Here is a 24,373-nt window from a genome sequence, read left to right as displayed (position 1 = left end):
ACTCGGATTAGGAGACGGCAATGAACTGGGATCGTATCGAAGGTAACTGGAAACAACTGAAGGGCAATGTCAAAGAGCAGTGGGGCAAACTCACCGATGATCATCTGGACGTGATTGCCGGCAAACGCGATCAGCTTGCCGGAAAGATTCAGGAAATTTACGGCATCAGCAAGGACGAAGCAGAAAAGCAGATTGCCGATTGGCAAGCTCGCCAGAAAGATTAAGCACGGTAATGCCTGACCCGTGTGGGGGAAAATTTCGCCGCACATCGCTTCAATAAACAAACAACATTTAAGGAACATAACCATGAATAAAATCAATATCAGTTCGATCGTGCTGGCCATGAGTCTTGCATACAGCGTTAGCGCCATGGCGGAAAACATGCCGAAAAGCGAATACAAGGCAGCCGAGAAAAATATCGAGGCCGACTACAAGGCCGCAAAGGAGAATTGTGGTTCATTAGCTGCTAACGCCAAGGACATTTGCATGGCCGAAGCAAAAGGCAAGGAAAAGGTCGCAAAAGCCGAACTTGAAGCAAGCTACAAGCCCTCTAAAAAGGCCAGCTACGAAGTAAGTGTTGCCAAAGCGGAAGCAGATTACGCCGTGGCCAAAGAAAAGTGCGATGACAAAGCGGGCAACGTCAAGGATGTCTGTGTGAAAGAAGCGAAAGCCGCCCTGGTGCACGCAAAAGCTGACGCCAAGGCACAGTTGAAAACCTCGAAGGCAAATGCAACAGCCAACGAAGATAGCTCGGCCGCTCGCGAAAAAGCGCAAGAAAAAGGCAGCGAAGCACGTCAGGACGCAGCAGCTGACAAGCGCGACGCGGATTATGCGGTGGCGAAAGAAAAATGCGATGCCATGTCTGGCGACGCCAAGGACAGTTGTGTAAACGAAGCCAAGAAGCGTTACGGCAAGTAAGCAAAGGGCCAGGAATTACCTGGCCCGGATGTTTTTAACACAGGAGGTATTCCCAATGAATACGATACAAAAACTGGCCGTGAATGCGGCAGCAGCAACCGTGCTATTCGGCTTGGCGGGGTGCGCCGGAATGTCGCAACAGGATAAGAATACCGCGATCGGTGCCGGCGTCGGCGCCGTGGGCGGCTCCGTCCTGACCGGCGGCAGCGCCGCGGGCACGGTGGGCGGCGCTGCGGTCGGCGGCGTCATTGGCCACGAGATCAACAAATAACCTCTTCTCGCCCACCCAACAGCCGCGCCAGCCCATGAGCCCATGAGGGCAGGCGCGTCTGAATGCCTTATGGAACACTGCTCACGCTTCGGTGAGGGCTAACGAATGTAAAGCCGTATCACGACGCCTCGTGATCAGAAATTGATAAATTCTGCTGCGTAGGAAAGGGCGTTAGCCGGCCGAATACTCACAATTCGCAATTCTTGTTGTATTTTGGCTGCGGGCATCCAAAAAATCTGAGTTGACACCAACCAATCCGACTTCCAATAGCCGCACGCGGAGTCATGACCTGCCCCCCCCACATTCCAATCGTGGCAACGCACTTGCGGGTTGAGGATGGCCAAGATCGTATCAGCCTTCTTTGCGGGGAAAAGCCCGACTATCACCGCACATCATGCGGCGAATAACTTGCTGATGCGGAGATTGCGGCTCATAATCTCCGCATGAATAGCGGCGCTTACAAATACATATGGCAGGCCAGTGACTGGGCGACCTGGTGCTTCGACTTGGCGGCACTGGCTGAGCCCTTGGCCGATGTTAGTCGCGCCCAAGGGCTCTTGATGGGGCGCCTGGCCGACGTGGGCATGGCGCTGCGCGATCAGGCGAGCCTCGCGGCGCTCACCGAAGACGTGGTCATGACCAGCGAGATCGAGGGTGAGCAGCTCAATGTCCAATCCGTGCGTTCGTCCATCGCCCGCAGGCTGGGCGTGGACATCGGTGCCCTGGCCCCGGTGGATCGACACGTCGAAGGCATAGTCGAGATGGTGCTTGATGCCACCGCCAACTGCCATGCACCTGTGTCACGGGAGCGTCTGTTCGGCTGGCATGCCGCGCTGTTTCCCACCGGCTACTCCGGCCTCTCCAAGATCAAGGTCGGCGGCTGGCGCGATGATGCCAACGGCCCGATGCAAGTGGTGTCTGGCCCCCTCGGCCGCCAGCGGGTGCATTTCGAGGCGCTGCCCGCCGACCGTCTGGAGGCCGAAACCAGCCGATTCCTCGACTGGGTGAATGGCGCATCGAACGAACCGGCGCTGCTCAAGGCTGGTCTCGGCCATCTGTGGTTCGTCACCTTGCACCCGTTCGACGACGGCAATGGTCGTATCGCCCGGGCTATCGGTGACTTGCTTCTGGCGCGTGCCGACGGTAGTCCGCAGCGTTTCTACAGTTTGTCGGCGCAGATCCAGCGGGAGCGCAAGGCCTACTACGACATCCTGGAGCGGACCCAGAAGCGGTCGATGGATGTCACCGAGTGGCTCGCCTGGTTCCTCGACGCCCTCCATCGCGCCGTCGATCAGGCACAGCATACGCTTGACGCCGTGCTGATCAAGGCGCGTTTCTGGCAGCGCTGGGCGACCACACCATTGAACGAGCGACAGGTGAAGCTGCTCAATCGGATGCTTGACGGCTTCGAAGGCAAGCTCACCAGCAGCAAGTGGGCAGCTATTGCCAAATGTTCGCCGGACACGGCCCTGCGCGACATCAACGACCTGCTTGCGCGGAGCGTGCTGCGGAAATCGGATGCGGGCGGGCGCAGTACCAGCTATGAACTGAACGACCTGTGAGTAGCCGCGTCTTCTGGAATTGACTTGGCTCGTGGGCATCGTGACGATATTAATTCCTCCCTGGAGTCCAATCGGGTCACTTTCGTAGTGCGTCCAGTGGGCATTGAGGGGCAGATCGGTTTCCATGCGCGACTGCATCGACCAGCCAATGATCTGCAGGGAGAACATATCCAGCACGACCGCCAGGTAGAGCCCACCTTGTTGCCTCAAGGTTAAGGCTTAAAGGTGTCTAGCTAGTACGGGGCGATTCCGGCAGCCAGTACTTTCGCCTTGGAGCGATCTGTGGTTTTGAGTCTGTGATAGAACTCGTTGCGATCATAATGAATCAGGAGGTCACGGGGGACGCGCATCCGGAATTGATAAACTTTGCCGCGCAGAGCGAGATGGCACATGTCCAGTTCCTGGTCTGTGTCACAGTTTTGTGTAGCACCAGGACTGACTGAAGTCTTTGATTCAGCTATTTTATTGTCGCATCAATAGCTTGTAATTGAATTGGCGGAGAGGGTGGGATTCGAACCCACGGTAGGTTTGAACCTACGCCTGATTTCGAGTCAGGTACATTCGACCACTCTGCCACCTCTCCGGTGGCCGCCATTCTACCGTGCTTATCGTTCATATCAAAGCCGTGGCATGGACAAATTTTATAATCTCGGCCACACTTCGGCCATGCGTATCCGGATTTTAGCCATTTTTTTGTGCGCCGGTTTGGCCGGTTGCAACTACAAATCCCCTCCCAAGCCCCTACCGTCAGTGCAGCAAAGCGGCGAGTTGGTGGTGATCACCCGCAATAGCCCGACGACTTATTACGAAGATGCGGAAGGTAAACAGGCCGGACTGGAACATGATCTGGCCGAACTGTTTGCCAAGGACCTGGGCGTTCAGGTGCGCTTCGTGGTCGCAAAGCAGTTCAATGAAATCCTGCCTTTCCTGGAAAATCACCAGGCTCATCTGGCCGCCGCAGGACTTAGCCTCACGCCTGAGCGGCAGCAGCATTTCAAATTTTCCACACCATACCAGACTGTGGTGCAGCAGGTGGTTTATAACACCGCCAGTGAAAAGCCTTCGAACATCAAAGAGTTGATCGGGAAACGCATCGAGGTCGTCGCAGGATCAAGCTATGCTGAGCGCCTGAAAGCAGAAAAAAAACACTATCCCAACTTGGCCTGGAAGGAAAGCCCCGCACAGGAGAGCGAGGATCTGTTGGATAAGGTTGCTCTGGGCGTAGCAGATATAGTGATCGCCGATTCCAATATTGTCGCGGTCAGCAACAATTTTCATCCCGAGCTTGGCGTTGCCTTTAACCTGACTGACAAGCAGCCTCTGGCCTGGGCTTTCCCCAAGGATGTGGACCCATTCCTGTATGAGAAGGCTCAGGAATTCTTCGCGCGGATTCAAAAGGATGGCACATTAAAACGACTGCTGGACCGCTATTATGGGCACGTCAAACGCCTTGAACGCGCCGATGTGGAAGGTTTCCTGGTGGCTGGAAATGCCTTGCTGCCCAAGCTGCGCCGTTTCTTCCACCGGGCTCAGGAAACGACCGAACTGGACTGGCGCCTTCTGGCTGCCATCGGCTACCAGGAATCACACTGGGATGCGCTCGCCACCTCGCCCACCGGGGTGCGCGGCCTGATGATGCTGACGGGTGAAACCGCCGACCGCATGGGCGTTACCGACCGTCTTGACCCGAAGCAGAGCATCCTGGCCGGGGCGCGTTACGTGCTGTATCTGAAAGACACCGTGCCCGACAGAATCCCCGAACCGGATCGCACCTGGATCGCGCTAGCTGCGTACAACGTGGGTTACGGGCACCTCGAAGATGCGCGCATACTTGCAAAGAAGAAGAAGCTTAATCCCGATTCCTGGACCGATCTAAAATCCACCCTGCCAATGCTGGCCAAGTCCGAATACAACGCCGAGGTCAAGCATGGTTATGCGCGGGGCGGCGAAACGGTGATTTTCGTCGAGAACGTGCGCACCTATTACGACATCCTGGCAAAATTCGAAAAACCCTACCAGCGCGTGTTTTCCGCCGCGGACGCCAAATCAGCCCCGCAAGTTGCCAAGCCGGCGGCGGAGGCCACCAGCTCAGAGCGTTACAGCCTGAGCGCAGGCAAGACCGGGCAGGGCCTCAAGCCTCCAACTTCTGCATTCCGCCTAAATAAGGCTGCAGAGCGGCCGGTACGCTGACGCTGCCGTCGGCATTCTGGTAGTTCTCCAGGATCGCCACCAGAGTGCGCCCCACCGCCAGGCCGGAACCATTCAGGGTATGCAGCAGTTCCGGCTTGCCCTTGTCGCCGCGAAAGCGCGCCTGCATGCGACGCGCCTGAAACGCCTCGAAATTGCTGCAGGAGGAAATTTCACGGTAGGTGTTCTGTGCCGGCAGCCACACTTCCAGATCGTAGGTCTTGGCCGCGGAAAAACCCATGTCGCCGCTGCACAGCGCCATGACGCGGTAAGGCAACTCTAGCCTCTTAAGAATCGACTCGGCGTGGCAGGTCAACGCTTCCAGCGCCTGGTAAGAGTCTTCCGGACGCACCATCTGCACCAGTTCCACCTTGTCGAACTGATGCTGGCGGATCATGCCGCGCGTGTCCCTGCCGTAGGAACCGGCTTCAGAGCGGAAACACGGGGTGTGGGATACGAATTTCAGCGGCAGGTCCTCGGCCGCCACGATTTCGTCGCGCACCATGTTGGTCACCGGAACTTCGGCGGTGGGGATCAGGTAAAGTTTTTCGTTTTCGTTTTTCTGCACCGAGAACAGGTCCGCCTCGAACTTCGGCAACTGCCCTGTACCGCGCATGGAATCGGCGTTGACCAGGTATGGCACGTAGACTTCGGTGTAGCCATGTTCCTGGGTGTGGACGTCGAGCATGAATTGCGCCAGGGCACGGTGCATGCGGGCCATCTGTCCCTTGAGCAGGGTGAAGCGGGCGCCGCTGATTTTTCCCGCCGTGGCGAAATCGAGCTGCTTCAGCCCCTCGCCCACGTCGACGTGATCCTTCGGCGCAAAATCGAAGCTGCGCGGCACGCCAACGCGGCGCACTTCCACGTTGTCCGCCTCAGACTTGCCGACTGGCACGTTTTCATGCGGCAGATTGGGGATGCCGGAAAGTAGCTCCTGCATCTTGAGCTGGATGAAGCCCAGCTTATCTTCGGCAGCCTTCAGCTCGTCGCCCAGATTCGCCACTTCCGCCATGATGGCGGAAACATCCTCGCCTTTGGACTTGGCATGCCCGATCTGCTTGGAAGTGGCATTGCGCTTGGCCTGCAGTTCCTGGGTACTGGTCTGGGTGACTTTGCGGTCCTGCTCCAGCTCCTGGAAAGCGACCGTGTCGAGGGTGAATCCCCTGCTCTCCAAACGCCTTGCCACGTCTTCCAGGTCGTTACGTATTAATTGAATATCTAACATGAAAACTCCAAAACTTGGCCACAGAGGACACAGAGATCACAGAGAAATGCGTTTGATTCCATTGATCAACTGCTTCTCACCAAAATTGACTATCAAACCGCGCTTCAGGCCAGTTGCTTTCAAATAGGAAAGCACTTGAGCCATCGCCATTTCAGGCAGACTTCGCAATGATTTTATTTCGACTACCACTTCATTCTCGACCAGCAAATCAAGGCGCTGGCCACCAATCACATGATCCTTGTAATGAACATCAACGGAAAGTTGTCTTTGAAATCCAATCGTTCTGAGTCCGAATTCATGGCAAAGCGCCTCTTCGTAAACAGATTCCAATAAGCCCGGCCCCAAGGTTTTGTGCACTTCAATAGCCGCGCCGATTACTTTCTCGGTTATTTCATCTGCCATGTCTTTCTCTGTGCTCTCTGTGGCTTATTTTTTCTTTCCGGCCTCACGATCAAGCGTACGCAAATAGGCCAGTCGTTCGCCGATCTTGCCTTCCATTCCTCTGGGCGTGGGGCGATAGAAATTCACCGCTTTAACTTCGTCCGGGAAATAGTTTTCCCCAGCGGCATAAGCGTCCGGCTCGTCGTGGGCGTAGCGGTATTCGCGTCCGAAGCCGAGTTCTTTCATCAGCTTGGTCGGCGCATTGCGCAAATGCTCCGGCACGGCGCGGGATTTGTCGTTGCGGATGAAGGCGCGGACGTCATTATATGCCACGTAGGCGGCGTTGCTTTTGGGCGCGGCGGCCAGGTAGAGCACGGCCTGGGCCAAAGCCAGCTCGCCCTCAGGGCTGCCCAGCCTTTCATACACCTCGCAGGCATCGAGCGCCAGGCGCAGGGCGCGCGGGTCCGCCAGGCCGATGTCCTCGCTCGCCATGCGCACGATGCGGCGGCCCAGATACAGCGGGTCGGCGCCGCCGTCGAGCATGCGGCACAGCCAGTAGAGCGCGGCATCGGGACTGGAGCCGCGCACGGATTTGTGCAGGGCCGAAATCTGGTCGTAGAACTGGTCGCCGCCCTTGTCGAAACGGCGTGCGCTCTGACTTAAAGTATTCTGGATGAATTCTTCGACAATATCCTGAATATTCTTGCTTATTGCCGCATTGTTGATCTGTTCCATGAGATTAAGCAGGCGGCGCGCATCGCCGTCGGCATAGCCGATCAGCAGATCCTTGGCGGCGGGATTGAACTGCATGCCCGGCAGCGCCTCGCGGCAGGCGCGGTCGAAAAGGGTGCCAAGATCCTCATCCGAGAGCGGCATGAGGACGTAGACCTGCGCCCGGCTCAACAGCGCGCTGTTGACCTCGAAGGAAGGATTTTCCGTGGTGGCGCCGATGAAGGTCACCAGCCCCTGCTCGACGTACGGCAGGAAAGCGTCCTGCTGGGACTTGTTGAAGCGGTGCACTTCGTCTACGAACAGGATGGTATGCCTGCCGTACTGTTGCAGCGCAAGTTCGGCTTTCTGGATCGCCTCGCGGATATCCTTGACGCCGGAAAACACCGCCGACAACGCGATGAACTCAGCGTCGAACGCCTCGGCCATGAGCCGTGCCAGCGTGGTCTTGCCCACCCCGGGGGGCCCCCACAGGATCATGGAATGGAGCTTCCTGGATTCGAACGCCATGCGCAGCGGCTTGCCTGGACCGAGCAGGTGCGACTGGCCCACCACCTGGTCCAGCGTGTTCGGCCGCAAGCGTTCCGCAAGGGGCTTCTGCGGCGTCTGGGAGAACAGGTCAGTCACCGACGACGTCCGCGCCCGCGGGCGGGGTAAAGACGAACAACTTGGCCGCCAGCTTGGGGTTCAGTTCGAGCTGCAGGAAGCGGATGGTGGTGGTCTGGCCGAAGTGATCGCGCAGCTCCATCACCGCCAGGGTGCCATCCCTGAAGGCGAGGCGAATTTTCTCGAAGCTGCCGTCCTGGGTTCTGGGCGATGCCTCGACCCATTCCAGTCCTTCGCCACGGCCGCCGTCGATCAGGTCGAAGTTGCGCTCGATCTCGTTGTTTCCCGCCAGCAAGGCGGCTGGCGTGCTGCCCAGCGCCTTGTCGAGTTTCTTCACCGTGACCTGATTCAGGTCGGCGTCGAACATCCAGACTTTGACGCCGTCGCCGACGATCAACTGGGCATAGGGCTTTTCGTACACCCAGCGGAATTTTCCCGGGCGCGAGAACTGCATCAGGCCGCTGGCGTTTTGCACCTGTTTGCCGTTGCGGTCCACCACCATCTGAGTGAACTGGGCCCGCAGGGTGTGGCTGTGCAGCAGAAAGTTGTGCAGGCTATCCACGCCGGAGGCCAAGGCCATGCTCGGCAGAAGTAACAATAAGGCGAGTATTTTCATGTTGTTGCGAATAGCTCTTTGAGTTGTGCCAAATATCGACCCGCGTCGGGCGCGTCTTCGGCGGGCGCCCAGGGGGCCTTCTCTTGCGCGGACAACGGCGCGTAGGGTCCGGCCTTGGACTCGAAAAACACACTGCCCGCCTCGAGCGCCACCAGCGTATGGAACTGGCCGTGCGGGATATTGATGCCGAGGGTTACGCCGCCGGCCTGCAGCACTTCGGTACGGGTCAGCTTGCCCGCGGCGTCGAACAGCACCATGCCGATCTTGCCGCGCAGGACCAATATTGTCTCATCCTTGCTCGAATCAAGATGGCAGTGCGGCGGAATGTAGGAATCCGTCTCCATAGCATTGAGCAGGCGGTGGCTCGCATCGCCATCGTCGGCGTGGAAATTGTAGTTCTTGCGCCGGCGCGGAGAGGCGGCTGCGCTTTCGACGACTTGCTGCAGCAGTGCCTGGTCGATGAATTCCACCTTACTCATGGTGCGGGACCAGCACTTCGCGGTTGCCGTTGCTTTGCATGGGCGATACCAGCCCGGCCTTTTCCATTTGCTCGATCAAGCGCGCCGCCCGGTTGTAGCCGATCCGGAGCTGACGCTGCACCGCCGAGATCGAGGCGCGGCGCGATTTGATCACGATTGACACGGCTTCGTCGTACATCGGGTCAGCTTCGACGTCGCCGCCACCCTCCCCGGCCTCGCCTTCGCCGTCGGCTAGGCCGCCGTCCAGGATGCCTTCCACGTATTGCGGTTCGCCCAGCGATTTCAGGTAATCCACGACCTTGTGTACTTCGTTGTCGGCCACATAGGCGCCATGCACCCGCTGCGGGTAGCCGGTGCCGGGCGGCAGGTAGAGCATGTCGCCCTGGCCGAGCAGCGCTTCGGCGCCCTGCTGGTCGAGGATGGTGCGCGAATCGATCTTGCTCGACACCTGGAACGCGATACGGGTCGGGATATTGGCCTTGATCAGGCCGGTGATGACGTCCACCGAAGGACGCTGGGTGGCCAGCACGAGGTGGATGCCCGAGGCACGCGCCTTTTGCGCCAGGCGGGCGATCAGTTCTTCCACCTTCTTGCCCACCACCATCATGAGGTCGGCCAGTTCGTCGATCAGCACCACGATGAAAGGCATTTCCTCGACCGGCTCGGGCGCATCGGGCGTCAGGCTGAAAGGATTGGTGACCGGCGTGCCGGCCTTCTTGGCGTCGCGGATCTTCTGGTTGGCGCCGGCCAAATTGCGCACGCCGAGCGCCGACATCAGCTTGTAGCGTCGCTCCATCTCGGCCACGCACCAGTTGAGCGCGTTGGCGGCATGCTTCATGTCGGTGACCACCGGCGCGAGCAGGTGCGGGATGCCTTCGTAAATGGACAACTCGAGCATTTTCGGGTCGACCATGATGAGACGCACCTGCGACGGTTCGGCCTTGTAGAGCAGGGACAGGATCATGGCGTTCACCGCCACCGATTTACCCGAACCCGTGGTGCCCGCCACCAGCACATGCGGCATCTTGGCCAGGTCCGCGACCACCGGCTGGCCGCCGATGTCCTTGCCCATGGCGATGGTAAGCGGAGAATTCATGCCGGCGTAGGCCTGCGAACCGAGAATCTCGGACAGGCGCACCACCTGGCGTTTCGGGTTGGGCAACTCGAGGCCCATGTAGTGCTTGCCGGGGATGGTTTCCACCACACGGATGCTCACCACCGACAAGGCGCGCGCTAGGTCCTTGATGAGGTTCATGATCTGGCTGCCCTTCACCCCCACCGCCGGCTCGATCTCGTAGCGGGTGATGACCGGGCCGGGATAGGCGGCGATGACCTTCACCTCGACGCCGAAGTCGGCCAGCTTGCGTTCGATCAGGCGCGAGGTGTATTCCAGGGTCTCGGGGCTGATGAATTCGGTGTTCTGGTCGGCTTCATCCAGCAGGTGCAGGGGCGGCAAGGGAGAATCCGGCATGTTCTCGAACAGCGGCACCTGCTTTTCCCGCTCGATGCGCTCCGATTTCGGAATCTCGACCACCGGTGCCTGGATATGGATAGGCTCGTGATCCTCGAAGCGTTTTTTCTCTTCCGTGACCACGTGCTCCCGCTCGGCCTCGGCTTCCTTGCCGGCCTGCCGGTCCAGGCGCGCCTCACGCGCATTGATGACGAAATGATAACTGTCTTCCACCCAGCCGCCGACGCGCTCGATCAGTTCGAGCCAGGAAAGGCCGATGAAAAAGCTCAGGCCGATGGCCATCAGGAACAGCAACAGCAGCGTGGCCCCGGTGAACCCCACCGATTTCCACAGGAAACCGCTGATCACCGCGCCCAGCATGCCCCCGGGCGCCAATGGCAAGGCGACTTTCAGGCTATACAGGCGCAACGCCTCGATGCCGCTGCTGGCGAGAATGATGATAACGAAGCCGATGAACGCGATGAACAGCGAATGCCGGTCGCCCTCGTTGACGCTGTCGATGCGGCGATAGCCCCAGGCGATGGCGAAAAGGAAGAACGCCGCCCACCAATAAGCGGAAAGGCCGTACAGGTAGAGAAAAATGTCAGCCAGCCAGGCACCCACCTGTCCGCCGGCATTATGCACGGAAGCCACCGTGACGCTGTGCGACCAGCCCGGATCGGCACGGTCGTAAGTGCCGAGAATCATGATGAAATACAGCGCCACGCCCACCAGCGCCAGCCACCACGACTCCCGCATCAGCCCGGAAATTTTGGGCGGAAAGGGACTGCCGGCGGAGGGCTTGCTGGTGGAAATGTTTTTTGACGTTGCCATATATGGTGGTACAAAAAGGTTGGCTGATTATAGCAGATGAGACAAAATCAAACGCGCACCAAGAAGACGGCTATTCTTGATAAAATCGCGGCAATCCCCATTTTGTCCCATTCACAATTACTTACATCTGGAGCATTCCACCATGTCCGTCAAGCACAGCCAACTGCTCATCCTCGGCTCCGGCCCTGCCGGTTACACCGCTGCCATCTACGCTGCCCGCGCCAACCTGAAGCCAGTTATCATCACCGGCATGCAGCAGGGCGGACAGCTCACCACCACCACCGAAGTGGACAACTGGCCGGCCGACGTGGATGGCGTGATGGGCCCGGTGCTGATGGAACGTTTCCAGAAACACGCCGAACGCTTCAACACCGAAATCATCTTCGACCAAATTCACACCGCCAAGCTGGGCGAAAAACCCTTCACCCTGATCGGCGATTCCGGCACCTATACCTGCGACGCCCTCATCATCGCTACCGGCGCCTCCGCCAAGTACCTCGGCCTGCCGTCCGAACAGGCGTTCATGGGACGCGGCGTATCCGGCTGCGCCACCTGCGACGGTTTCTTCTACAAGAACCAGGACGTGGCCGTGGTCGGCGGCGGCAACTCCGCCATCGAGGAAGCCCTGTATCTGTCCAACATTGCCAAGCACGTGACCCTGGTGCACCGCCGCGACACCTTCAAGGCGGAAAAGATCATGGTGGACAAGCTGAAAGATCGCATCGCGAACGGCAACATCACGCTCGAAGCGTTTTGCGAACTGGACGAAGTGCTTGGCGACAAGACCGGCGTCACCGGCATGCGCCTCAAGAACTGCAACGACGGCTCCACCAAGGACATCGCGCTGCAGGGCATCTTCATCGCCATCGGCCACAAGCCCAACACCGACCTGTTCGAAGGCCAAATGGAACTTGAAGGCGGCTACATCGTGACCCAGGGCGGCAACAAGGGTTTCGCCACGCAGACCAGCATTCCCGGCGTGTTCGCGGCCGGCGACGTGCAGGACTTCATCTATCGCCAGGCCATCACCAGCGCCGGCACGGGCTGCCAGGCCGCGCTGGATGCCGAGCGCTACCTCGACGACCAGCACAAGTAATCCGGTTCGAACGGTGGATGAAGATGATCTGATCCTTTTCCGCACGGCGGTCGGCGATGCCAGACCGCTGCGGCATGGAGCAAGATTCCTTCATCCACCGCGCAAACCCAAGCCCATCCCCCTGCAGAGCCAGCGCGACCAGCGCGAGGTGCTGCCCGACTCACTCAGCGACCATGTTTACTGGGCGGACAGCCTCGAAAGCGGCGAGGAGCTGGCGTTTCTGCGCCCCGGCCTGCAATCCGCGGTATTGCGCAAGCTGCGCCGCGGTCATTGGGTGCCCCAGGGCGAACTCGACCTGCACGGCCTCACCGTAGCGGAAGCCAAGGTGGAACTGATCGGGTTTCTCCACCACTGCCAGAAAAACAGCCTGCGCTGCGTGCGCATCATTCACGGCAAAGGCCTGCGCTCCAAAAACCGCGAACCGGTGCTGAAAAACAAGGTCGCCCACTGGCTGATGCAGCGCGACGAAATTCTCGCTTTCTGCCAGGCCAAGGCTGCGGATGGCGGGGGCGGCGCGATGCTGGTGCTGCTCAAGAGCTGGTAGATATTCGGATTTCCCCCATAAGCGCCAAATTGCTGGCTGAGCCCCGACGGCTGCGGACGTTAAAATGTGCGTCCCCAAATGCCTCCCCGGCGGCCGCCGAAATGTTAAAGTAGCGGGCCCAAAAAACCCGATTTAGGATATTCAAATCCCGAATCAAAATAACAGCTATTTGAAAATAACCGATGCCCACTCACCTCACCGAACCGGGTTTGCCCGGCATATTAAAAAAACTTGGCTCGATGACCGCGATCCGCGACACCTATCTGGTGGAACAGAGCCTGTTGCGCACGCTTGGCCCCTTGCTTGGCGTGCTCGAAACCTCTCTTTATCGCGTCGATGACAACGGAGTCGTCCTGCGTGCACTGCATCACGCGCGAACCATGGTGACGGAAGAAGATGGCGTTCAACGCGTCGCAGAGCGGGTTGAGGAAATCGCCAACGATCAGAACATCCCGAGCGCAGTGCGTGAACTGCTTGATAACGTGCGCCTGCTCGGCAAGCCATGCAGGCGAAAAACGGGGAATGACCTGCTCATCTGCTACCCGCTGCGGGGCGGCAATGAACTGTGCGGCTATTTCGTCTTTCAGCGTGATCGGGAAGTTACGCCTGTCGAAGATGCAATCGTTAACGGCGTCCTTGAAGTGTTCACGAATTACTATGAACTGCTCGACACCAGCCAGCGCGACCAACTCACGGGCCTGCTGAACCGCTACTCGCTGGAAACCAATCTCGACCGCTTGTGGAATCTGCTGTCAATCCGCATTCACGATTCAGAAAACGAGAATTCACGACGCGATAAAACGCCTAAAACCTACTGGCTCGGCGTGCTGGACATCGATCACTTCAAAAGCATCAACGATACCTACGGCCACATCATGGGTGATGAAGTGCTGATTTTGGTCACCCGCCTGCTGCAAAGCTCGTTTCGCCAGTCCGATCTTCTCTACCGCTACGGCGGCGAAGAGTTCATCGCCATCATCGCCGCCAACGACCTTGAGTCGGCTACGCTGGCTTTCGAGCGTGCACGGAAGAAAATCGAGGAATTCCAGTTTCCGCAGGTAGGCCATGTCACCATCAGCGGCGGCTTCAGCGGCGCCGACCCGCGCGTGCTGCCGCAAGAAGTGATCAACCGTGCCGACAGTTCGCTATATGCCGCAAAACATGCGGGACGCAACCGAATTTTTCACTACGACACGCTGGTCAAGGAAGGTGTTCTGAAAGAGGTCGCATCGGGCAGCATAGACCTGTTTTGAATGGATTATCGAGCGAGCATCTTGCGCCGCGAAACCCAACCCCATCCCCACAAGGCAAGGCAGACCGCCCCCACTCCTTGCTGCATCAAAGCCGCGTCCTCATAACCGGTTTTGTATCCCACCAGCAATAAGGCCGCCGCAATTGCGGGAATCGCCGCAGACAACCAGCGCACGAAAAGGCGCCGTTCCCATGGCCAGCGCCTTGCCAGCCACACCCCGCCGAGGGCGGAGAGCCAGCCGCCGAGCATGCCGCCGAGAAGATCGAGTGGCCAGTGGACTCCCACCACGCTGCGCGATACCGCAACCAGGAGGGCGAAGGCCAGCAGCGCCCAGCGCTGCCAGCCGGCTATGGCGGTCAGCACCATCACCCCTACCAGGGTGAAGATCGCCGTACTGTGCCCGGAAGGAAAAGACCCCGCGCGGTGCGCCGGACCGATTACATGAAAGCTGCTGGCATCGAGCACGGCGGGTGGTCTCGGCACATCTGCCAGGTGTTTCAGGCCATGCGTCCAGAGCGTCGCCAGGAGCGCAGCCAGGAGCGCAGCCCATACCAGGTCGGGCCGCTTGCGCCACCATGGCAGAAGCACTGCCAGAATGACGGCAGTGTCGCCGAATACCGTTATCCTGGCCCACAAGGCATCGCCGCTGTAGACGGAAAAATGGTTGAAGAACAAGAAGATGGCGCGGTTGCTCCCGCTCGCATAGACTGCGATCAGCGTTAACAGTGCGAACAGAGGCGGCCCCCACCGCCAGGCAGTTGCGGCGCCGTTTTTCACTGCCTGGCCCCCACAGGCAGCACGCGCGCCAGCGCGACACCGCGCTGTTCATAGAGCAGTCGATAGGCCGGCAGTTCTGCCAGATGACGCGTCTTGGTCAGGACCACCTCGCCGGCTTGCGGGTCACGATGCTCGGTTATCTTTCCGCTGTAGACATTGAAGCTGGGCGTATTCAGGCGCCACATGATCACCGGCTCGTCCAGTTGCCGCGCGACCAGTGCCGCCTGTTTGATCGGCGCCTGTTGCAAGATCCCGGCTGCGGGGGTCAGGGCGGCGACGAACACCACGGCGCTGGTGCACCCGGCGAGCAAGAGCTTGAACCACGCCGGAATCCGGCCTTCCGCCAGGAGGAACAGGACGATCGCGACGGCTACGCCCAGCATGATCCGGTAACCCATGCCGAATGCCTCGCCGGGAGCGCTCAGCAGCGCAGCCACGTAGCTATCTTTCACTCGCGGCTGAATCCATGCCACGATCTCGGGGACAAAGAACAGCAGCAGAAAAAATAGCAGCGCGGGCAACAGCAAAAGCACCCTTCCCCGCACGCGTTCCCGGTACACCGCCATGAGGATGAACATGGGCGTCAGGCCATAGAGCACGTAATGGGGCAGCTTGGTGCCGGAAAAGGAAAAGAAGATGAAGACGAAGAGGAACCACAGCCAGAGAAACAGCAATCGCTCGTCGCGCAGCGCCTCCCTGATGCGTCCCAGGGTAGCCAGCAGCAGCGTGGTGTAAGGCAGCACCATGAGCGGAATCACCAGCGCGTAATAGAACAGTCCGCCGCCGTGGTTCTCCATGGGCGAATTGAAACGTTCCAGGTTGTGCTTGAAGAAGAAGCCCTGGATGAAGGCGTCGCCTTCCCTGCCGTATTGAATCACGTACCAGGGCAGCGCCACCGCCAGCATGATAGTCAGGCCAACCGGGTTGAACACGGCCTTGAGCCAGGTAACGAACTCACGGCGCGAGACAAAGAACATCAGGCTGACCGCAAGCGGGATCAGGATCGCCACCGGCCCCTTGGTCAGAATGCCCAGCCCCATCCACAGGAAGGCGCGATACAGCACGACGCTGCGGCGCTCCTGGTAGTAGCGGAAAATATCCAGCATGGTGGCGGCGATGAGCAGATTGAGCACTGCGTCGGCCGTCGCCGCGCGGCCGATCCCCAGCACACCGAGCGAGGTGGCGATAATGATGCCGGCCACCAGTGCAGTGGTGCGGTCCATCTTTTGCGCCACGAAGCGGTAAACCACGGCAACCCACAATGCTGCGGCAAGGGCCGAAGGAAAGCGGAAAGCGAACTCGTTGACGCCGAACAGCCATACGCTCGGCGCCTGCAGCCAGTAAATCAGGATGGGCTTGTCGAAGCGCGGCTGGTTGTTGACGTAAGGCGATATGAAATCACCGCGCACGAACATCTGGCGCGTGGCTTCGCTGAACGCCCCTTCGTCCAGGTCGAACAGCGGCGCACCGCCGAGGCCGTAAAAAAAGGCCAGCGCCGTAATCAGCAGCAGCAATAGCAGCAGTTGCCGATCCTGAATCCGGCCCGCGCGCCATTCATTCAACCAATTCATTTATCAACCTCGGAATTGAAGCGTTTCATCATCAGCGGTACCGCCAGGATTGCCTGCGCCAGTCCGCACAAACCGTAAAGAATCCCGGTGGTCGCCGCCATATCGGCCGAATAGCCGAGTGCTCCGAACAGCAGGATCGCGGCAAGTTCCCGCGTCCCCCATCCGCCCAACCCGGCGGGTACGGCGGCCATGATGAAAATCGGTGCAGCCAGCATCGCCATGGTGACGAAGGGCACCTGCAGTCCGGCAGCGAACCCGCATAGCCACAAAGCCGTGATGGAAAGCACCTGCACGCCGACGGACAGGGCCAGCAGCCGGATCATGGCCGCGCGCGAACCGAGCAGCGCATGCATCGCCTCGACACAGTTGTCGATGACGGACACCAGCTTCTTGATCGGCAGCCACGACCACCAGCGCGCGAAGCCCAACGTAAAGGGCAGCAGGATACCCACGGCAAGGACACTGGCCACCGCCACCGACTTGTGCCACACCGGGCCACCCAGGGTTTCTCCGCCGCCCCAGACGAACATCGCGGCCAGCAGCGACATCAGGGTCAGCACCCACAGCCCGCTGACCCGGTCGAACAGCACGCTGATGCCCGACCTGAGCAGGCTGTTGCCCATGCGGTGCAACTGGTAACTGCGCAGCATGTCGCCGCTCAGTGTCGCGCCGGGCAGGACGGAGTTGGCGGTTATGCCACGGGCGTAGAACACGATCATTTGCCTGGTCGGCGCCTGGAGGCCCAGCATGCGCGCCAGGTGCGCCCAGCGCACGGCCGACACCAGGTTGGACGCGATCGAGAACAGCAGCGCCACCAGGAAGTAAAGGGGGTCGACGCCGGCCAGGGTACGCAGGAGTTTTTGCGGCCCGGCCAGCCAGAGGATCAGGGACAGGAGCGCGGCAGCTGCGCCCCAGCGCAACGCCGCCTTAAATCTCCGGCGTTGTGTCATGCTTTTCCGGACGCAAAACCCGTGGCCCGTCGCGCAGCCGGTACTGGGCGCGCCCTTCCGGCTCGTGGTAGATGCGGATCAGGATTTCTCCGAGCACCCCCATGGCAACCAGCAGAACCCCGATCAGCACCAGCATGAAGCCGACCAGCAACAGAGGACGGCCGCCGATGTTGGCGCCCAGGGCGAATTTCTGCACCGCCAGCCACAGCAGGATCAGCATGCCGGGGGAGAAAAAAGTCAGCCCGACGCCGCCGAATGCGTGCAGTGGGCGATGCAGGAAGCGGAACAGGAACTTGATCCATACCAGGTCGAGAATGACGCGGAAGGTGCGGTCGATGCCGTACTTGGAAGTCCCCATGGTGCGCGCGTGGTGGCGCACCGGCACTTCGATGATCTTGGCGCCGACCTCGGCGGCCAGCGCCGGGATGAAGCGGTGCAGTTCGCCGTACAGCTTGATCTCGTGGATGATCTCGCAGCGGTAGACCTTGAGCGCGCAGCCGTAGTCGTGCAGTTCAACGCCGGTGGCCCAGGAAATCAGGCCGTTGGCGATTTTCGACGGCAACTTGCGGGAGATGGACTTGTCCTTGCGGTCCTTGCGCCAGCCCGAAATCATGTCGACATCCGGGCGTTCGGCCATCATGTTCAGGAGTGCGGGAATGTCGTCCGGGTCGTTTTGCAGGTCGCCGTCCAGGGTGACGATCAGCTTGCCCTGCGCCGCCTCGAAGCCGGCCTGTAGCGCCGCGGTCTGGCCGTAGTTGCGCATCAGGTAGAGCGGCTTCAGCCAGTCGTTGGTCTTGGCCAGGTCCGCCAGGCGCTGGGCGGAGTCGTCGGATGAACCGTCGTCGATGCAGATCAGTTCGAAGCGTTTGCCGGTAGGCAACATGGCCTCGCCAACCCTGCGCACCAGGTTGCCGACGTTCTCTGATTCGTTGTAAACCGGGATGACGATAGAAACGTCAGTTTGCTGCGGTTGCGACGGCATCGGCGTGGCTCGATTCAGGACAGTGTAAAAGCGCCGAATTTTAACATACCCACCTGCCCCGTCATAGGGACGGAAAATCCCGTCGATGCTATACTGCGCCCTTCTAAAATTTCGCAAAATCAGCTTGATGGCCTTGCCCGCTTCCCCGGTGCGTCTCCTCCTGTTGCTGCTCGTCCTGAGCGTGGTCTGGTTCGGCAATCTGGAACACAACAAACTCGCCCTGACCGACGAAGGCCGTTACGCTGAGATTCCGCGCGAAATGGTTGCCAGCGGCGACTGGACCACGCCGCGTCTCAACGGCCTCAAATACTTCGAAAAGCCGGCGCTGCAATACTGGGCCACGGCAACCGCCTATAGCCTGTTCGGCCAGCACCACTGGACTGCCCGGCTGTGGACCGCCCTGACCGGCTTTCTCGGCATCCTGATGACCTGGTACGCGGGGCGCCGCCTGTTCGGCGCGCAGGCCGGGCTCTACGGCGCACTGGTGCTGGCCAGCAGCCTGCTCTACCTCGGCATGGGACACATGAACACCCTCGATATGGGGGTGAGTTTCTTCATGGGCTTGGGCCTGTCCGCCTTTCTGCTGGCGCAGCACGGCGCAGCCAGCCGGCGCGAAAACAATATCTGGATGCACGTAGTGTGGGCCAGCCTGGCGCTGTCCGTGCTGAGCAAGGGCTTGATCGGCCTGGTGCTGCCCGGTGCGGTGCTGGTGATCTATACCCTGGTGCAGCGCGACTGGAGCCTGTGGCGGCGCCTCCACCTGTTGAGCGGCCTGGCGCTGTTCCTTGCCATCAGCGCCCCGTGGTTCGTGGCCGTTTCCCTCGCCAACCCCGAGTTCCCCCACTTCTTCTTCATCCACGAGCACTTTGATCGCTTCCTCACCAAGGTGCACCGCCGCTACGAACCATGGTGGTATTTCATCCCCATTCTCATGGTGGGCGCCCTGCCCTGGCTGATTCCGACGCTTGACGCCCTGTTGCGCGCATGGAAGGCGGACGGCGAACGCAAGACGTTCCAGGCGGGTAGATTTTTGCTGATCTGGTCGGCGTTCATCTTCTTCTTTTTCTCGATCTCCGACTCCAAGCTGCCCTCCTACATCCTGCCCATTTTCCCCGCATTGGCGCTGTTGACTGGGCGGCATCTGGCACGCATGAACGGCAAAACCCTGTTCTGGCAGGTACTGCCCATGACCATTCTCGCCATTGCCGGAATATGGCTGTCGTCACGCGCCGTCAACCTGGCGGGCGAAGACAGCTCACGCCAGGCCTATGCCCAGTACGGCCAATGGGCTGCTATCACCGCCGTCTGTTGGCTGGCGGCCTTGGTCGCGGGACTCGTCCTGGCCTACCGCCAGCGAGTCCAGGCAGCAGTCATCGTCGTTGCCTTCGCTTCCCTGCTCGCAGGACAATCGATCCTCGCCGGCCATGACCTGCTGGCGCGCACCACGTCGACCTATTACCTGGCACAGCAGATCAAGCCCTACCTCAAGCCGGGCGCAACTTTCTTCAGCGTCGGCATGTACGAGCAAACCCTCCCGTTTTACATCGACGGCACGTTTACCCTGGTCGCCTTTCAGGACGAAATGGCGTTCGGCATCCAGCAGGAGCCGGACAAATGGATAGCGGACATTCCCGCGTTCGAACAAAAATGGCGCACCGAGGCCTACGCCCTGGCGATCATGCACCCCGACACCTATCAAGAACTTAAAAACCATGGACTGCCGATGAAAGAAATCGCCCGCGACACCCGCCGAGTGGTGGTGACCACGCCATGAACCTGCTGAGCTTTTCCCTAATTTTGACCGGCGTGCTGCTCAACGCCGCGGCGCAATTGCTGCTCAAGGCGGGCACCAACGCCGTCGGTCACTTCGAGTACAGCCGCGACAACATCCTGCCGATCGGCTGGCAGCTTGCTACCGAGCCCCACATCTTCGGCGGTCTGAGTTTCTACGTCGTCAGCGTGGTGGTGTGGATCATGGCGCTATCCCGGGTGGAAGTCAGCATCGCCTACCCGATGCTATCCATCGGCTACGTGGTCAACGCCATGGCCGCCTGGTGGCTGTTCGGCGAGGCGGTATCTCTAACCCGTCTGGCGGGGATCGGTGTGATCATCGTCGGCGTTTATATCGTAGCGAGGAGCTGATGGCCTTCCTGCCTTTCACCCGTCCCACCATCGACGAAGAAACCATCCAGGGCGTCGTCGACGTCCTGCGCTCGGGCTGGATCACCAGCGGCCCCAAAGTCAAGGAATTCGAAAGCGCGCTGTCGCAGTATTTCGGCGGCCGGCCGGTGCGCGCCTTCAGCTCCGGCACGGCCACGCTGGAAGTCGCCCTGCGCTTGTGCGGCATCGGCCCCGGCGACGAAGTCATCACCACGCCCATGTCCTGGGTCGCCACCGCCAACGTAATCCTGAATGTCGGCGCCAGGCCGGTCTTCGTCGACGTCGACCCGCTCACGCGCAACATCGACCTGAACCTGATCGAAGCCGCCATCACGCCGGCCACCCGCGCCATCATCCCGGTGGACCTCGCCGGCCTGCCGGTGGACCGCAACCGCCTCTACGAGATCGCCGCCAAACACGGCCTGCGCGTGATCGAGGACGCCGCGCAATCCATGGGCGCGAGCTGGAAAGGCAAGCGCATCGGCGCTTTCGGCGACCTGATCTCCTTCAGCTTCCACGCCAACAAGAACATGACCACCAGCGAAGGCGGCTGCCTGGTGCTCAACGACGAAGCGCAAATCGCCTTGACGGAAAAACTGCGCTTGCAGGGCGTGGTGCGTTTCCCCGACGGCAACATGGACGTCGACGTGGCCGGCGGCAAAGCCAACCTCACCGATATCGCCGCGCGCATCGGCCTGGGACAGCTGCCGCACATCGACGCCTTCACCGAGCGGCGGCGCGAACTGGCGCGGCACTATTTCGCCTGTTTCGACCGCACCCTGGGCTGCCAGCTGCCACCAGAGAATTTCAATGACAGCAACTGGCACATGTTCCAGATCCTGCTGCCGCTCGACAAACTGAGCATCAGCCGCGGCGAATTCATCGAACGCATGCGCCAGCGCGAGATCGGCGTCGGCGTGCATTACCCCGCTATGCACCTGTTCAGCCTGTATCGCGGGCTGGGCTTCAAGGAAGGCGACTTCCCGCACGCCGAAAGGGTGGGCCGCGAAACCGTCACCCTGCCCCTGTTTCCCGGCATGTCGCTGCAGGACGTGGAACGGGTATGCCTGGCCATCAAGGACATCATCGAAAGCGCGAATAAATGAGCACACCAGACGTCTCTGTCATCATTCCCGTGTACAACGAGGAAGAAGGCCTGCAATCCCTGTTCGACCGGCTCTATCCGGCACTGGACAAACTGCAAACCAGCTACGAAATCGTTTTCATCAACGACGGCAGCCGCGACCGCTCCGCCGCCATCCTGCGCGAACAGTTCCAGAAACGCCCCGACGTGACGCGGGTGATCCTGTTCAACGGTAACTTCGGCCAGCACAAGGCCATCATGGCCGGCTTCGAGCATTGCCGCGGCAAGAAGATCGTGACGCTCGACGCCGACCTGCAGAATCCGCCGGAAGACATCGGCAACCTGCTCGCCAAAATGGACGAAGGCTACGATTACGTCGGCTCGATTCGCCGCCAGCGCAGCGACAGCTGGTGGCGCCACGTCGCATCGCGCGCCATGAACCACCTGCGCGAGCGCATCACCCACATCAAGATGACCGACCAGGGCTGCATGCTGCGCGCCTACAGCCGCGACATCATCGACACCATCAACCAGTGCAACGAGGTCAACACCTTCATCCCGGCGCTGGCCTACAGCTTCGCGCGCCACCCCACGGAAATCACCGTCGGGCACGAGGAACGCGCCGCCGGCGAATCGAAATACTCCCTGTACAGCCTGATCCGCCTGAATTTCGACCTCATGACCGGGTTCTCGATCGTCCCGCTGCAGATGTTTTCCATGATCGGCATCGCCGTCTCCATTTTCTCGGCGTTCTTCGTGGTGTTCCTGATGATTCGCCGCCTGATCGTCGGCCCGGAGGCGGAAGGCATGTTCACCCTGTTCGCCATCGCCTTTTTCCTCATCGGCATCGCGCTGTTCGGCATCGGGTTGCTGGGTGAATACGTGGGGCGAATTTACCAGGAAGTGCGCCATCGGCCGAGGTATTTGATTCAGGCGATTCTTGAGCAGAAGGAGTAATACAAAATCCTGCGCGAGGAATTCCTGGCCCACCAATGCGCTGGACATCGCCCTGCACGTCCCCGCGCCACGCATCAACGACATTGCACGCGAACGCCGGGCAATCAGCGCCGACGCGGCTCCCTTGACATACCATTATTGGTATATACATAATGTGACATGTGGCAAATCGAAGAGCACCGTCGCGTCGACAAACAACTTTCTGGCTCAGTCCCTATTGAGGTTTTGAAACGTTACGAGAAATGGAAGGACATTGCCAGGCTTTCCGGGCCGCAAGGATTGCGGGCCATCAAGGGGTTTCACGACGAAGCCCTGTCTGGCGAGTGGGAGGGGCATCGTTCTTCCCGGCTAGGGCTTCAGTGGCGCGTGATCTACCGAGTTGTTGCCAACGTATTGCAGATTCGAGTTATTCATGTCACTGCCCATGATTACAGGAGGCCATGAAATGAAAGAGTTTCGTCCGGCGAAAAAGCGAGTTGAGGTCACGGTGGGAGAGTCCGTCCGTATCCTGCGCGAACTCCAGGAACTGAGCCAAAGTCAGTTATCCGAACTTACGGGCATTCCGCAAGCCACCATCTCCGCCATCGAGAATGGCCGAATAAATCTTGGTGTCGAGCGTGCAAAGGTTCTTGCTCGTGCTCTCAAATGCCATCCTGCCGTGCTCGTATTTCCCGGCTGGGAAGTTCCGCTTGAACACGCCGCATAACTCCACGTTAGGACTCCCTAGGTGAAAGCATGAGCAGAACTGTAGGGTGGGTTAGGCGCAAGCCGTAACCCACCAGAAGTCATAATGCGGCGCAATACGCTTCGCTTAATTGGCGCCCTACAATGACTTACACGAGTTGGGACGCCTCCTTCGGCGTACCCCTTAGCTCCACGTTATACGGATTGAGAATATGCCTAGCGCAACGATAAAGATTTTCCTGGTTCACGGAGATCCCAAGCGGCTCCGAGCCGCGGAACTATCGAACTGGACAGGAAAGGCTGTTGCAGGCCCCAGAAGCGAGTTTGACGGCGTGCTGTCCCGTGAAGAGTCAGACAGCTCGGGGGTCTATTTTCTAACCGGCGCTGATCCAGAATCCGGAAAACCAGCAATCTATGTTGGCGAAGCAGAAAATATCCGAGAACGAATCAAGGCGCACTTGGAAAAGGATTTCTGGAATCAGATCATCTTTTATATCAGCAAAGATGAGAACCTAACTAAGGCGCACATACGTTATCTCGAAGGGAAGCTGATCGAGCAAGCTCGCAAATCCGGGCGGGCCGTGGTCACAAACGGTCAAAGCAGCGGAGCCCGACTGCCAGAGTCCGACAGAGAGGACATGGAAATCTTTCTGGAAAAGATCAACCAACTATTACCTGTTCTTGGGGTTGAGTTGCTTGTGCCATCTGCATCAAGGGCTGTAGGCGAATCCGAGCATAAGAAGTTGTTCTGCGAGATCAAGGGAATCAAAGCTGAGGGGCGTCTGGCGCCAAACGGCTTTGTAGTTCTTAAGGGCTCTCAGGCTGTTCTAACCGATAGGGCGTCATCGCAAAAGTGGCCTTGGGCAATGAATATGAGGCAGCGCCTAAAAGACGAAGGTGTGTTGGAGACGAAAGGGGAGGCATTGGTGTTCACGAGTGACGCAGAGTTCACTAGTCCAAGCTCAGCAGCAGCGGTGATCCATGGCGGACATGCGAATGGCCTTACCGCGTGGAAAGACAAAAACGGAAAAACTCTCAAGGAAATCGAATCCGTATAA

General features: G+C 59.5%; 26 protein-coding genes and 1 tRNA gene. 15 read left to right on the top strand and 12 right to left on the bottom strand.

The genetic code is table 11. The features are described from left to right. Positions 1 to 20: 20 nt before the first annotated feature. From SKTS_RS10580 to SKTS_RS10565, 4 genes are all read left to right on the top strand, one after another. A complete protein-coding gene (locus SKTS_RS10580) occupies positions 21 to 224 on the top strand; it encodes a CsbD family protein (protein WP_173064379.1) in 204 nt (67 codons plus the stop codon). 82 nt (positions 225 to 306) lie between these two features. Next, a complete protein-coding gene (locus tag SKTS_RS10575) occupies positions 307 to 918 on the top strand; it encodes a hypothetical protein (RefSeq protein ID WP_173064377.1) in 612 nt (203 codons plus the stop codon). A 55-nt stretch (positions 919 to 973) separates the two neighbouring features. After that, positions 974 to 1,189, top strand: a complete 216-nt coding sequence (locus SKTS_RS10570) for a glycine zipper 2TM domain-containing protein (protein WP_173064374.1) — start codon at positions 974 to 976, stop codon at positions 1,187 to 1,189. Between the two features lie 443 nt (positions 1,190 to 1,632). Beyond that, entirely contained in the window at positions 1,633 to 2,751 is a 1,119-nt protein-coding gene (locus tag SKTS_RS10565; RefSeq protein ID WP_173064371.1) for a Fic family protein, read from the top strand. Positions 2,752 to 2,984: 233 nt separating this feature from the next. Here the strand turns inward: SKTS_RS10565 and SKTS_RS19185 are convergent, their stop codons facing one another. Both SKTS_RS19185 and SKTS_RS10560 read right to left on the bottom strand, forming a co-directional pair. After that, positions 2,985 to 3,143: a DUF6538 domain-containing protein gene (locus SKTS_RS19185; protein WP_425315632.1), complete on the bottom strand. Its 159-nt coding sequence runs from the start codon at positions 3,141 to 3,143 to the stop codon at positions 2,985 to 2,987. Positions 3,144 to 3,244: 101 nt separating this feature from the next. Further along, positions 3,245 to 3,334 (bottom strand) — tRNA-Ser (locus SKTS_RS10560). Positions 3,335 to 3,381: 47 nt separating this feature from the next. On the opposite strand from SKTS_RS10560, the gene mltF reads away from it, so the two are divergent. Beyond that, positions 3,382 to 4,941 (top strand): membrane-bound lytic murein transglycosylase MltF, encoded by a 1,560-nt coding sequence (mltF, locus tag SKTS_RS10555; RefSeq protein WP_173064368.1) that lies wholly within the window; start codon positions 3,382 to 3,384, stop codon positions 4,939 to 4,941. Here mltF and serS read toward each other — a convergent pair. Genes serS through SKTS_RS19120 form a run of 6 tightly spaced genes read right to left on the bottom strand, consistent with a single transcriptional unit; the run spans position 4,883 to position 11,258 of the window. Beyond that, positions 4,883 to 6,163: a serine--tRNA ligase gene (gene serS, locus SKTS_RS10550; RefSeq protein ID WP_173064365.1), complete on the bottom strand. Its 1,281-nt coding sequence runs from the start codon at positions 6,161 to 6,163 to the stop codon at positions 4,883 to 4,885. The genes mltF and serS overlap by 59 nt on opposite strands. 36 nt (positions 6,164 to 6,199) lie before the next feature. Further along, a complete protein-coding gene (locus SKTS_RS10545) occupies positions 6,200 to 6,565 on the bottom strand; it encodes a GxxExxY protein (protein WP_173064362.1) in 366 nt (121 codons plus the stop codon). Positions 6,566 to 6,589: 24 nt separating this feature from the next. After that, a complete protein-coding gene (locus SKTS_RS10540) occupies positions 6,590 to 7,900 on the bottom strand; it encodes a replication-associated recombination protein A (protein WP_173064359.1) in 1,311 nt (436 codons plus the stop codon). Beyond that, positions 7,893 to 8,495, bottom strand: a complete 603-nt coding sequence (gene lolA / locus SKTS_RS10535) for an outer membrane lipoprotein periplasmic chaperone LolA (RefSeq protein ID WP_173064356.1) — start codon at positions 8,493 to 8,495, stop codon at positions 7,893 to 7,895. Before lolA ends, SKTS_RS10540 begins: the two co-directional genes overlap by 8 nt. After that, positions 8,492 to 8,974, bottom strand: a complete 483-nt coding sequence (locus tag SKTS_RS10530; protein WP_173064353.1) for a WbuC family cupin fold metalloprotein — start codon at positions 8,972 to 8,974, stop codon at positions 8,492 to 8,494. The genes lolA and SKTS_RS10530 overlap by 4 nt, the downstream gene beginning before the upstream one ends. Then, positions 8,967 to 11,258 carry a DNA translocase FtsK gene (locus SKTS_RS19120; RefSeq protein WP_173064350.1) on the bottom strand — a complete coding sequence of 764 codons (2,292 nt, stop codon included), beginning with the start codon at positions 11,256 to 11,258 and terminating at the stop codon, positions 8,967 to 8,969. Before SKTS_RS19120 ends, SKTS_RS10530 begins: the two co-directional genes overlap by 8 nt. Positions 11,259 to 11,400: 142 nt before the next feature. On the opposite strand from SKTS_RS19120, the gene trxB reads away from it, so the two are divergent. The 3 genes from trxB to SKTS_RS10510 all read left to right on the top strand — a co-directional run bounded on the left by trxB (position 11,401) and on the right by SKTS_RS10510 (position 14,151). Continuing rightward, entirely contained in the window at positions 11,401 to 12,354 is a 954-nt protein-coding gene (trxB, locus tag SKTS_RS10520; RefSeq protein WP_173064347.1) for a thioredoxin-disulfide reductase, read from the top strand. 13 nt (positions 12,355 to 12,367) lie between these two features. Continuing rightward, entirely contained in the window at positions 12,368 to 12,898 is a 531-nt protein-coding gene (locus SKTS_RS10515; RefSeq protein WP_425315631.1) for a Smr/MutS family protein, read from the top strand. A 182-nt stretch (positions 12,899 to 13,080) separates the two neighbouring features. Next, positions 13,081 to 14,151: a GGDEF domain-containing protein gene (locus SKTS_RS10510; protein ID WP_173064341.1), complete on the top strand. Its 1,071-nt coding sequence runs from the start codon at positions 13,081 to 13,083 to the stop codon at positions 14,149 to 14,151. A 5-nt stretch (positions 14,152 to 14,156) separates the two neighbouring features. Here the strand turns inward: SKTS_RS10510 and SKTS_RS10505 are convergent, their stop codons facing one another. The 4 genes from SKTS_RS10505 to SKTS_RS10490 are packed head-to-tail and all read right to left on the bottom strand — an operon-like array spanning position 14,157 to position 18,430. After that, the gene (locus SKTS_RS10505; RefSeq protein WP_173064338.1) at positions 14,157 to 14,927 is read right to left on the bottom strand and encodes a phosphatase PAP2 family protein; all 771 of its coding nucleotides are present in this window, start codon (positions 14,925 to 14,927) and stop codon (positions 14,157 to 14,159) included. Beyond that, positions 14,924 to 16,498, bottom strand: a complete 1,575-nt coding sequence (locus SKTS_RS10500) for an ArnT family glycosyltransferase (protein WP_173064335.1) — start codon at positions 16,496 to 16,498, stop codon at positions 14,924 to 14,926. The genes SKTS_RS10505 and SKTS_RS10500 overlap by 4 nt, the downstream gene beginning before the upstream one ends. Next, positions 16,495 to 17,448: a lysylphosphatidylglycerol synthase transmembrane domain-containing protein gene (locus SKTS_RS10495; RefSeq protein WP_173064332.1), complete on the bottom strand. Its 954-nt coding sequence runs from the start codon at positions 17,446 to 17,448 to the stop codon at positions 16,495 to 16,497. Before SKTS_RS10495 ends, SKTS_RS10500 begins: the two co-directional genes overlap by 4 nt. Then, positions 17,426 to 18,430, bottom strand: coding sequence for a glycosyltransferase family 2 protein (locus SKTS_RS10490; protein WP_173064329.1), 1,005 nt, complete (start codon positions 18,428 to 18,430; stop codon positions 17,426 to 17,428). The genes SKTS_RS10495 and SKTS_RS10490 overlap by 23 nt, the downstream gene beginning before the upstream one ends. 127 nt (positions 18,431 to 18,557) lie before the next feature. Here SKTS_RS10490 and SKTS_RS10485 point away from each other — a divergent pair, with 127 nt between their 5' ends. From SKTS_RS10485 to SKTS_RS10455, 7 genes are all read left to right on the top strand, one after another. Beyond that, on the top strand, positions 18,558 to 20,204 hold the full coding sequence (locus SKTS_RS10485) for an ArnT family glycosyltransferase (protein ID WP_173069157.1): 1,647 nt from the start codon (positions 18,558 to 18,560) through the stop codon (positions 20,202 to 20,204). Then, positions 20,201 to 20,572 (top strand): DMT family transporter, encoded by a 372-nt coding sequence (locus tag SKTS_RS10480; RefSeq protein ID WP_173064326.1) that lies wholly within the window; start codon positions 20,201 to 20,203, stop codon positions 20,570 to 20,572. Before SKTS_RS10485 ends, SKTS_RS10480 begins: the two co-directional genes overlap by 4 nt. Next, a complete protein-coding gene (locus tag SKTS_RS10475) occupies positions 20,572 to 21,696 on the top strand; it encodes a DegT/DnrJ/EryC1/StrS family aminotransferase (RefSeq protein WP_173064323.1) in 1,125 nt (374 codons plus the stop codon). The genes SKTS_RS10480 and SKTS_RS10475 overlap by 1 nt, the downstream gene beginning before the upstream one ends. Then, positions 21,693 to 22,631, top strand: coding sequence for a glycosyltransferase (locus SKTS_RS10470; RefSeq protein ID WP_173064320.1), 939 nt, complete (start codon positions 21,693 to 21,695; stop codon positions 22,629 to 22,631). The genes SKTS_RS10475 and SKTS_RS10470 overlap by 4 nt, the downstream gene beginning before the upstream one ends. Before the next feature lie 159 nt (positions 22,632 to 22,790). Next, positions 22,791 to 23,075 carry a type II toxin-antitoxin system RelE/ParE family toxin gene (locus SKTS_RS10465; protein ID WP_173064317.1) on the top strand — a complete coding sequence of 95 codons (285 nt, stop codon included), beginning with the start codon at positions 22,791 to 22,793 and terminating at the stop codon, positions 23,073 to 23,075. A 1-nt stretch (position 23,076) separates the two neighbouring features. Next, on the top strand, positions 23,077 to 23,337 hold the full coding sequence (locus tag SKTS_RS10460) for a helix-turn-helix domain-containing protein (RefSeq protein ID WP_173064314.1): 261 nt from the start codon (positions 23,077 to 23,079) through the stop codon (positions 23,335 to 23,337). A 190-nt stretch (positions 23,338 to 23,527) separates the two neighbouring features. Continuing rightward, positions 23,528 to 24,373, top strand: coding sequence for a GIY-YIG nuclease family protein (locus SKTS_RS10455; protein WP_173064312.1), 846 nt, complete (start codon positions 23,528 to 23,530; stop codon positions 24,371 to 24,373).

The sequence above is a fragment of the Sulfurimicrobium lacus genome (assembly GCF_011764585.1).
Classification (GTDB): Bacteria; Pseudomonadota; Gammaproteobacteria; order Burkholderiales; family Sulfuricellaceae; genus Sulfurimicrobium; species Sulfurimicrobium lacus.
The sequence above is the reverse complement of the archived record's forward strand: the minus strand, read 5'-3'. Positions and strand labels throughout refer to the sequence as shown.

Excerpts from the sequence above, each read along its gene's own strand:
- SKTS_RS10580 (WP_173064379.1), top strand. The coding sequence starts at position 21 with ATGAACTGGGATCGTATCGAAGGTAACTGGAAACAACTGAAGGGCAAT.
- SKTS_RS10575 (WP_173064377.1), top strand. The coding sequence starts at position 307 with ATGAATAAAATCAATATCAGTTCGATCGTGCTGGCCATGAGTCTTGCA.
- SKTS_RS10570 (WP_173064374.1), top strand. The coding sequence starts at position 974 with ATGAATACGATACAAAAACTGGCCGTGAATGCGGCAGCAGCAACCGTG.
- SKTS_RS10565 (WP_173064371.1), top strand. The coding sequence starts at position 1,633 with ATGAATAGCGGCGCTTACAAATACATATGGCAGGCCAGTGACTGGGCG.
- SKTS_RS19185 (WP_425315632.1), bottom strand. The coding sequence starts at position 3,143 with ATGTGCCATCTCGCTCTGCGCGGCAAAGTTTATCAATTCCGGATGCGC.
- mltF (WP_173064368.1), top strand. The coding sequence starts at position 3,382 with ATGGACAAATTTTATAATCTCGGCCACACTTCGGCCATGCGTATCCGG.
- serS (WP_173064365.1), bottom strand. The coding sequence starts at position 6,163 with ATGTTAGATATTCAATTAATACGTAACGACCTGGAAGACGTGGCAAGG.
- SKTS_RS10545 (WP_173064362.1), bottom strand. The coding sequence starts at position 6,565 with ATGGCAGATGAAATAACCGAGAAAGTAATCGGCGCGGCTATTGAAGTG.
- lolA (WP_173064356.1), bottom strand. The coding sequence starts at position 8,495 with ATGAAAATACTCGCCTTATTGTTACTTCTGCCGAGCATGGCCTTGGCC.
- SKTS_RS10530 (WP_173064353.1), bottom strand. The coding sequence starts at position 8,974 with ATGAGTAAGGTGGAATTCATCGACCAGGCACTGCTGCAGCAAGTCGTC.
- SKTS_RS19120 (WP_173064350.1), bottom strand. The coding sequence starts at position 11,258 with ATGGCAACGTCAAAAAACATTTCCACCAGCAAGCCCTCCGCCGGCAGT.
- trxB (WP_173064347.1), top strand. The coding sequence starts at position 11,401 with ATGTCCGTCAAGCACAGCCAACTGCTCATCCTCGGCTCCGGCCCTGCC.
- SKTS_RS10510 (WP_173064341.1), top strand. The coding sequence starts at position 13,081 with ATGCCCACTCACCTCACCGAACCGGGTTTGCCCGGCATATTAAAAAAA.
- SKTS_RS10500 (WP_173064335.1), bottom strand. The coding sequence starts at position 16,498 with ATGAATTGGTTGAATGAATGGCGCGCGGGCCGGATTCAGGATCGGCAA.
- SKTS_RS10495 (WP_173064332.1), bottom strand. The coding sequence starts at position 17,448 with ATGACACAACGCCGGAGATTTAAGGCGGCGTTGCGCTGGGGCGCAGCT.
- SKTS_RS10490 (WP_173064329.1), bottom strand. The coding sequence starts at position 18,430 with ATGCCGTCGCAACCGCAGCAAACTGACGTTTCTATCGTCATCCCGGTT.
- SKTS_RS10485 (WP_173069157.1), top strand. The coding sequence starts at position 18,558 with ATGGCCTTGCCCGCTTCCCCGGTGCGTCTCCTCCTGTTGCTGCTCGTC.
- SKTS_RS10480 (WP_173064326.1), top strand. The coding sequence starts at position 20,201 with ATGAACCTGCTGAGCTTTTCCCTAATTTTGACCGGCGTGCTGCTCAAC.
- SKTS_RS10475 (WP_173064323.1), top strand. The coding sequence starts at position 20,572 with ATGGCCTTCCTGCCTTTCACCCGTCCCACCATCGACGAAGAAACCATC.
- SKTS_RS10470 (WP_173064320.1), top strand. The coding sequence starts at position 21,693 with ATGAGCACACCAGACGTCTCTGTCATCATTCCCGTGTACAACGAGGAA.
- SKTS_RS10465 (WP_173064317.1), top strand. The coding sequence starts at position 22,791 with ATGTGGCAAATCGAAGAGCACCGTCGCGTCGACAAACAACTTTCTGGC.
- SKTS_RS10460 (WP_173064314.1), top strand. The coding sequence starts at position 23,077 with ATGAAAGAGTTTCGTCCGGCGAAAAAGCGAGTTGAGGTCACGGTGGGA.
- SKTS_RS10455 (WP_173064312.1), top strand. The coding sequence starts at position 23,528 with ATGCCTAGCGCAACGATAAAGATTTTCCTGGTTCACGGAGATCCCAAG.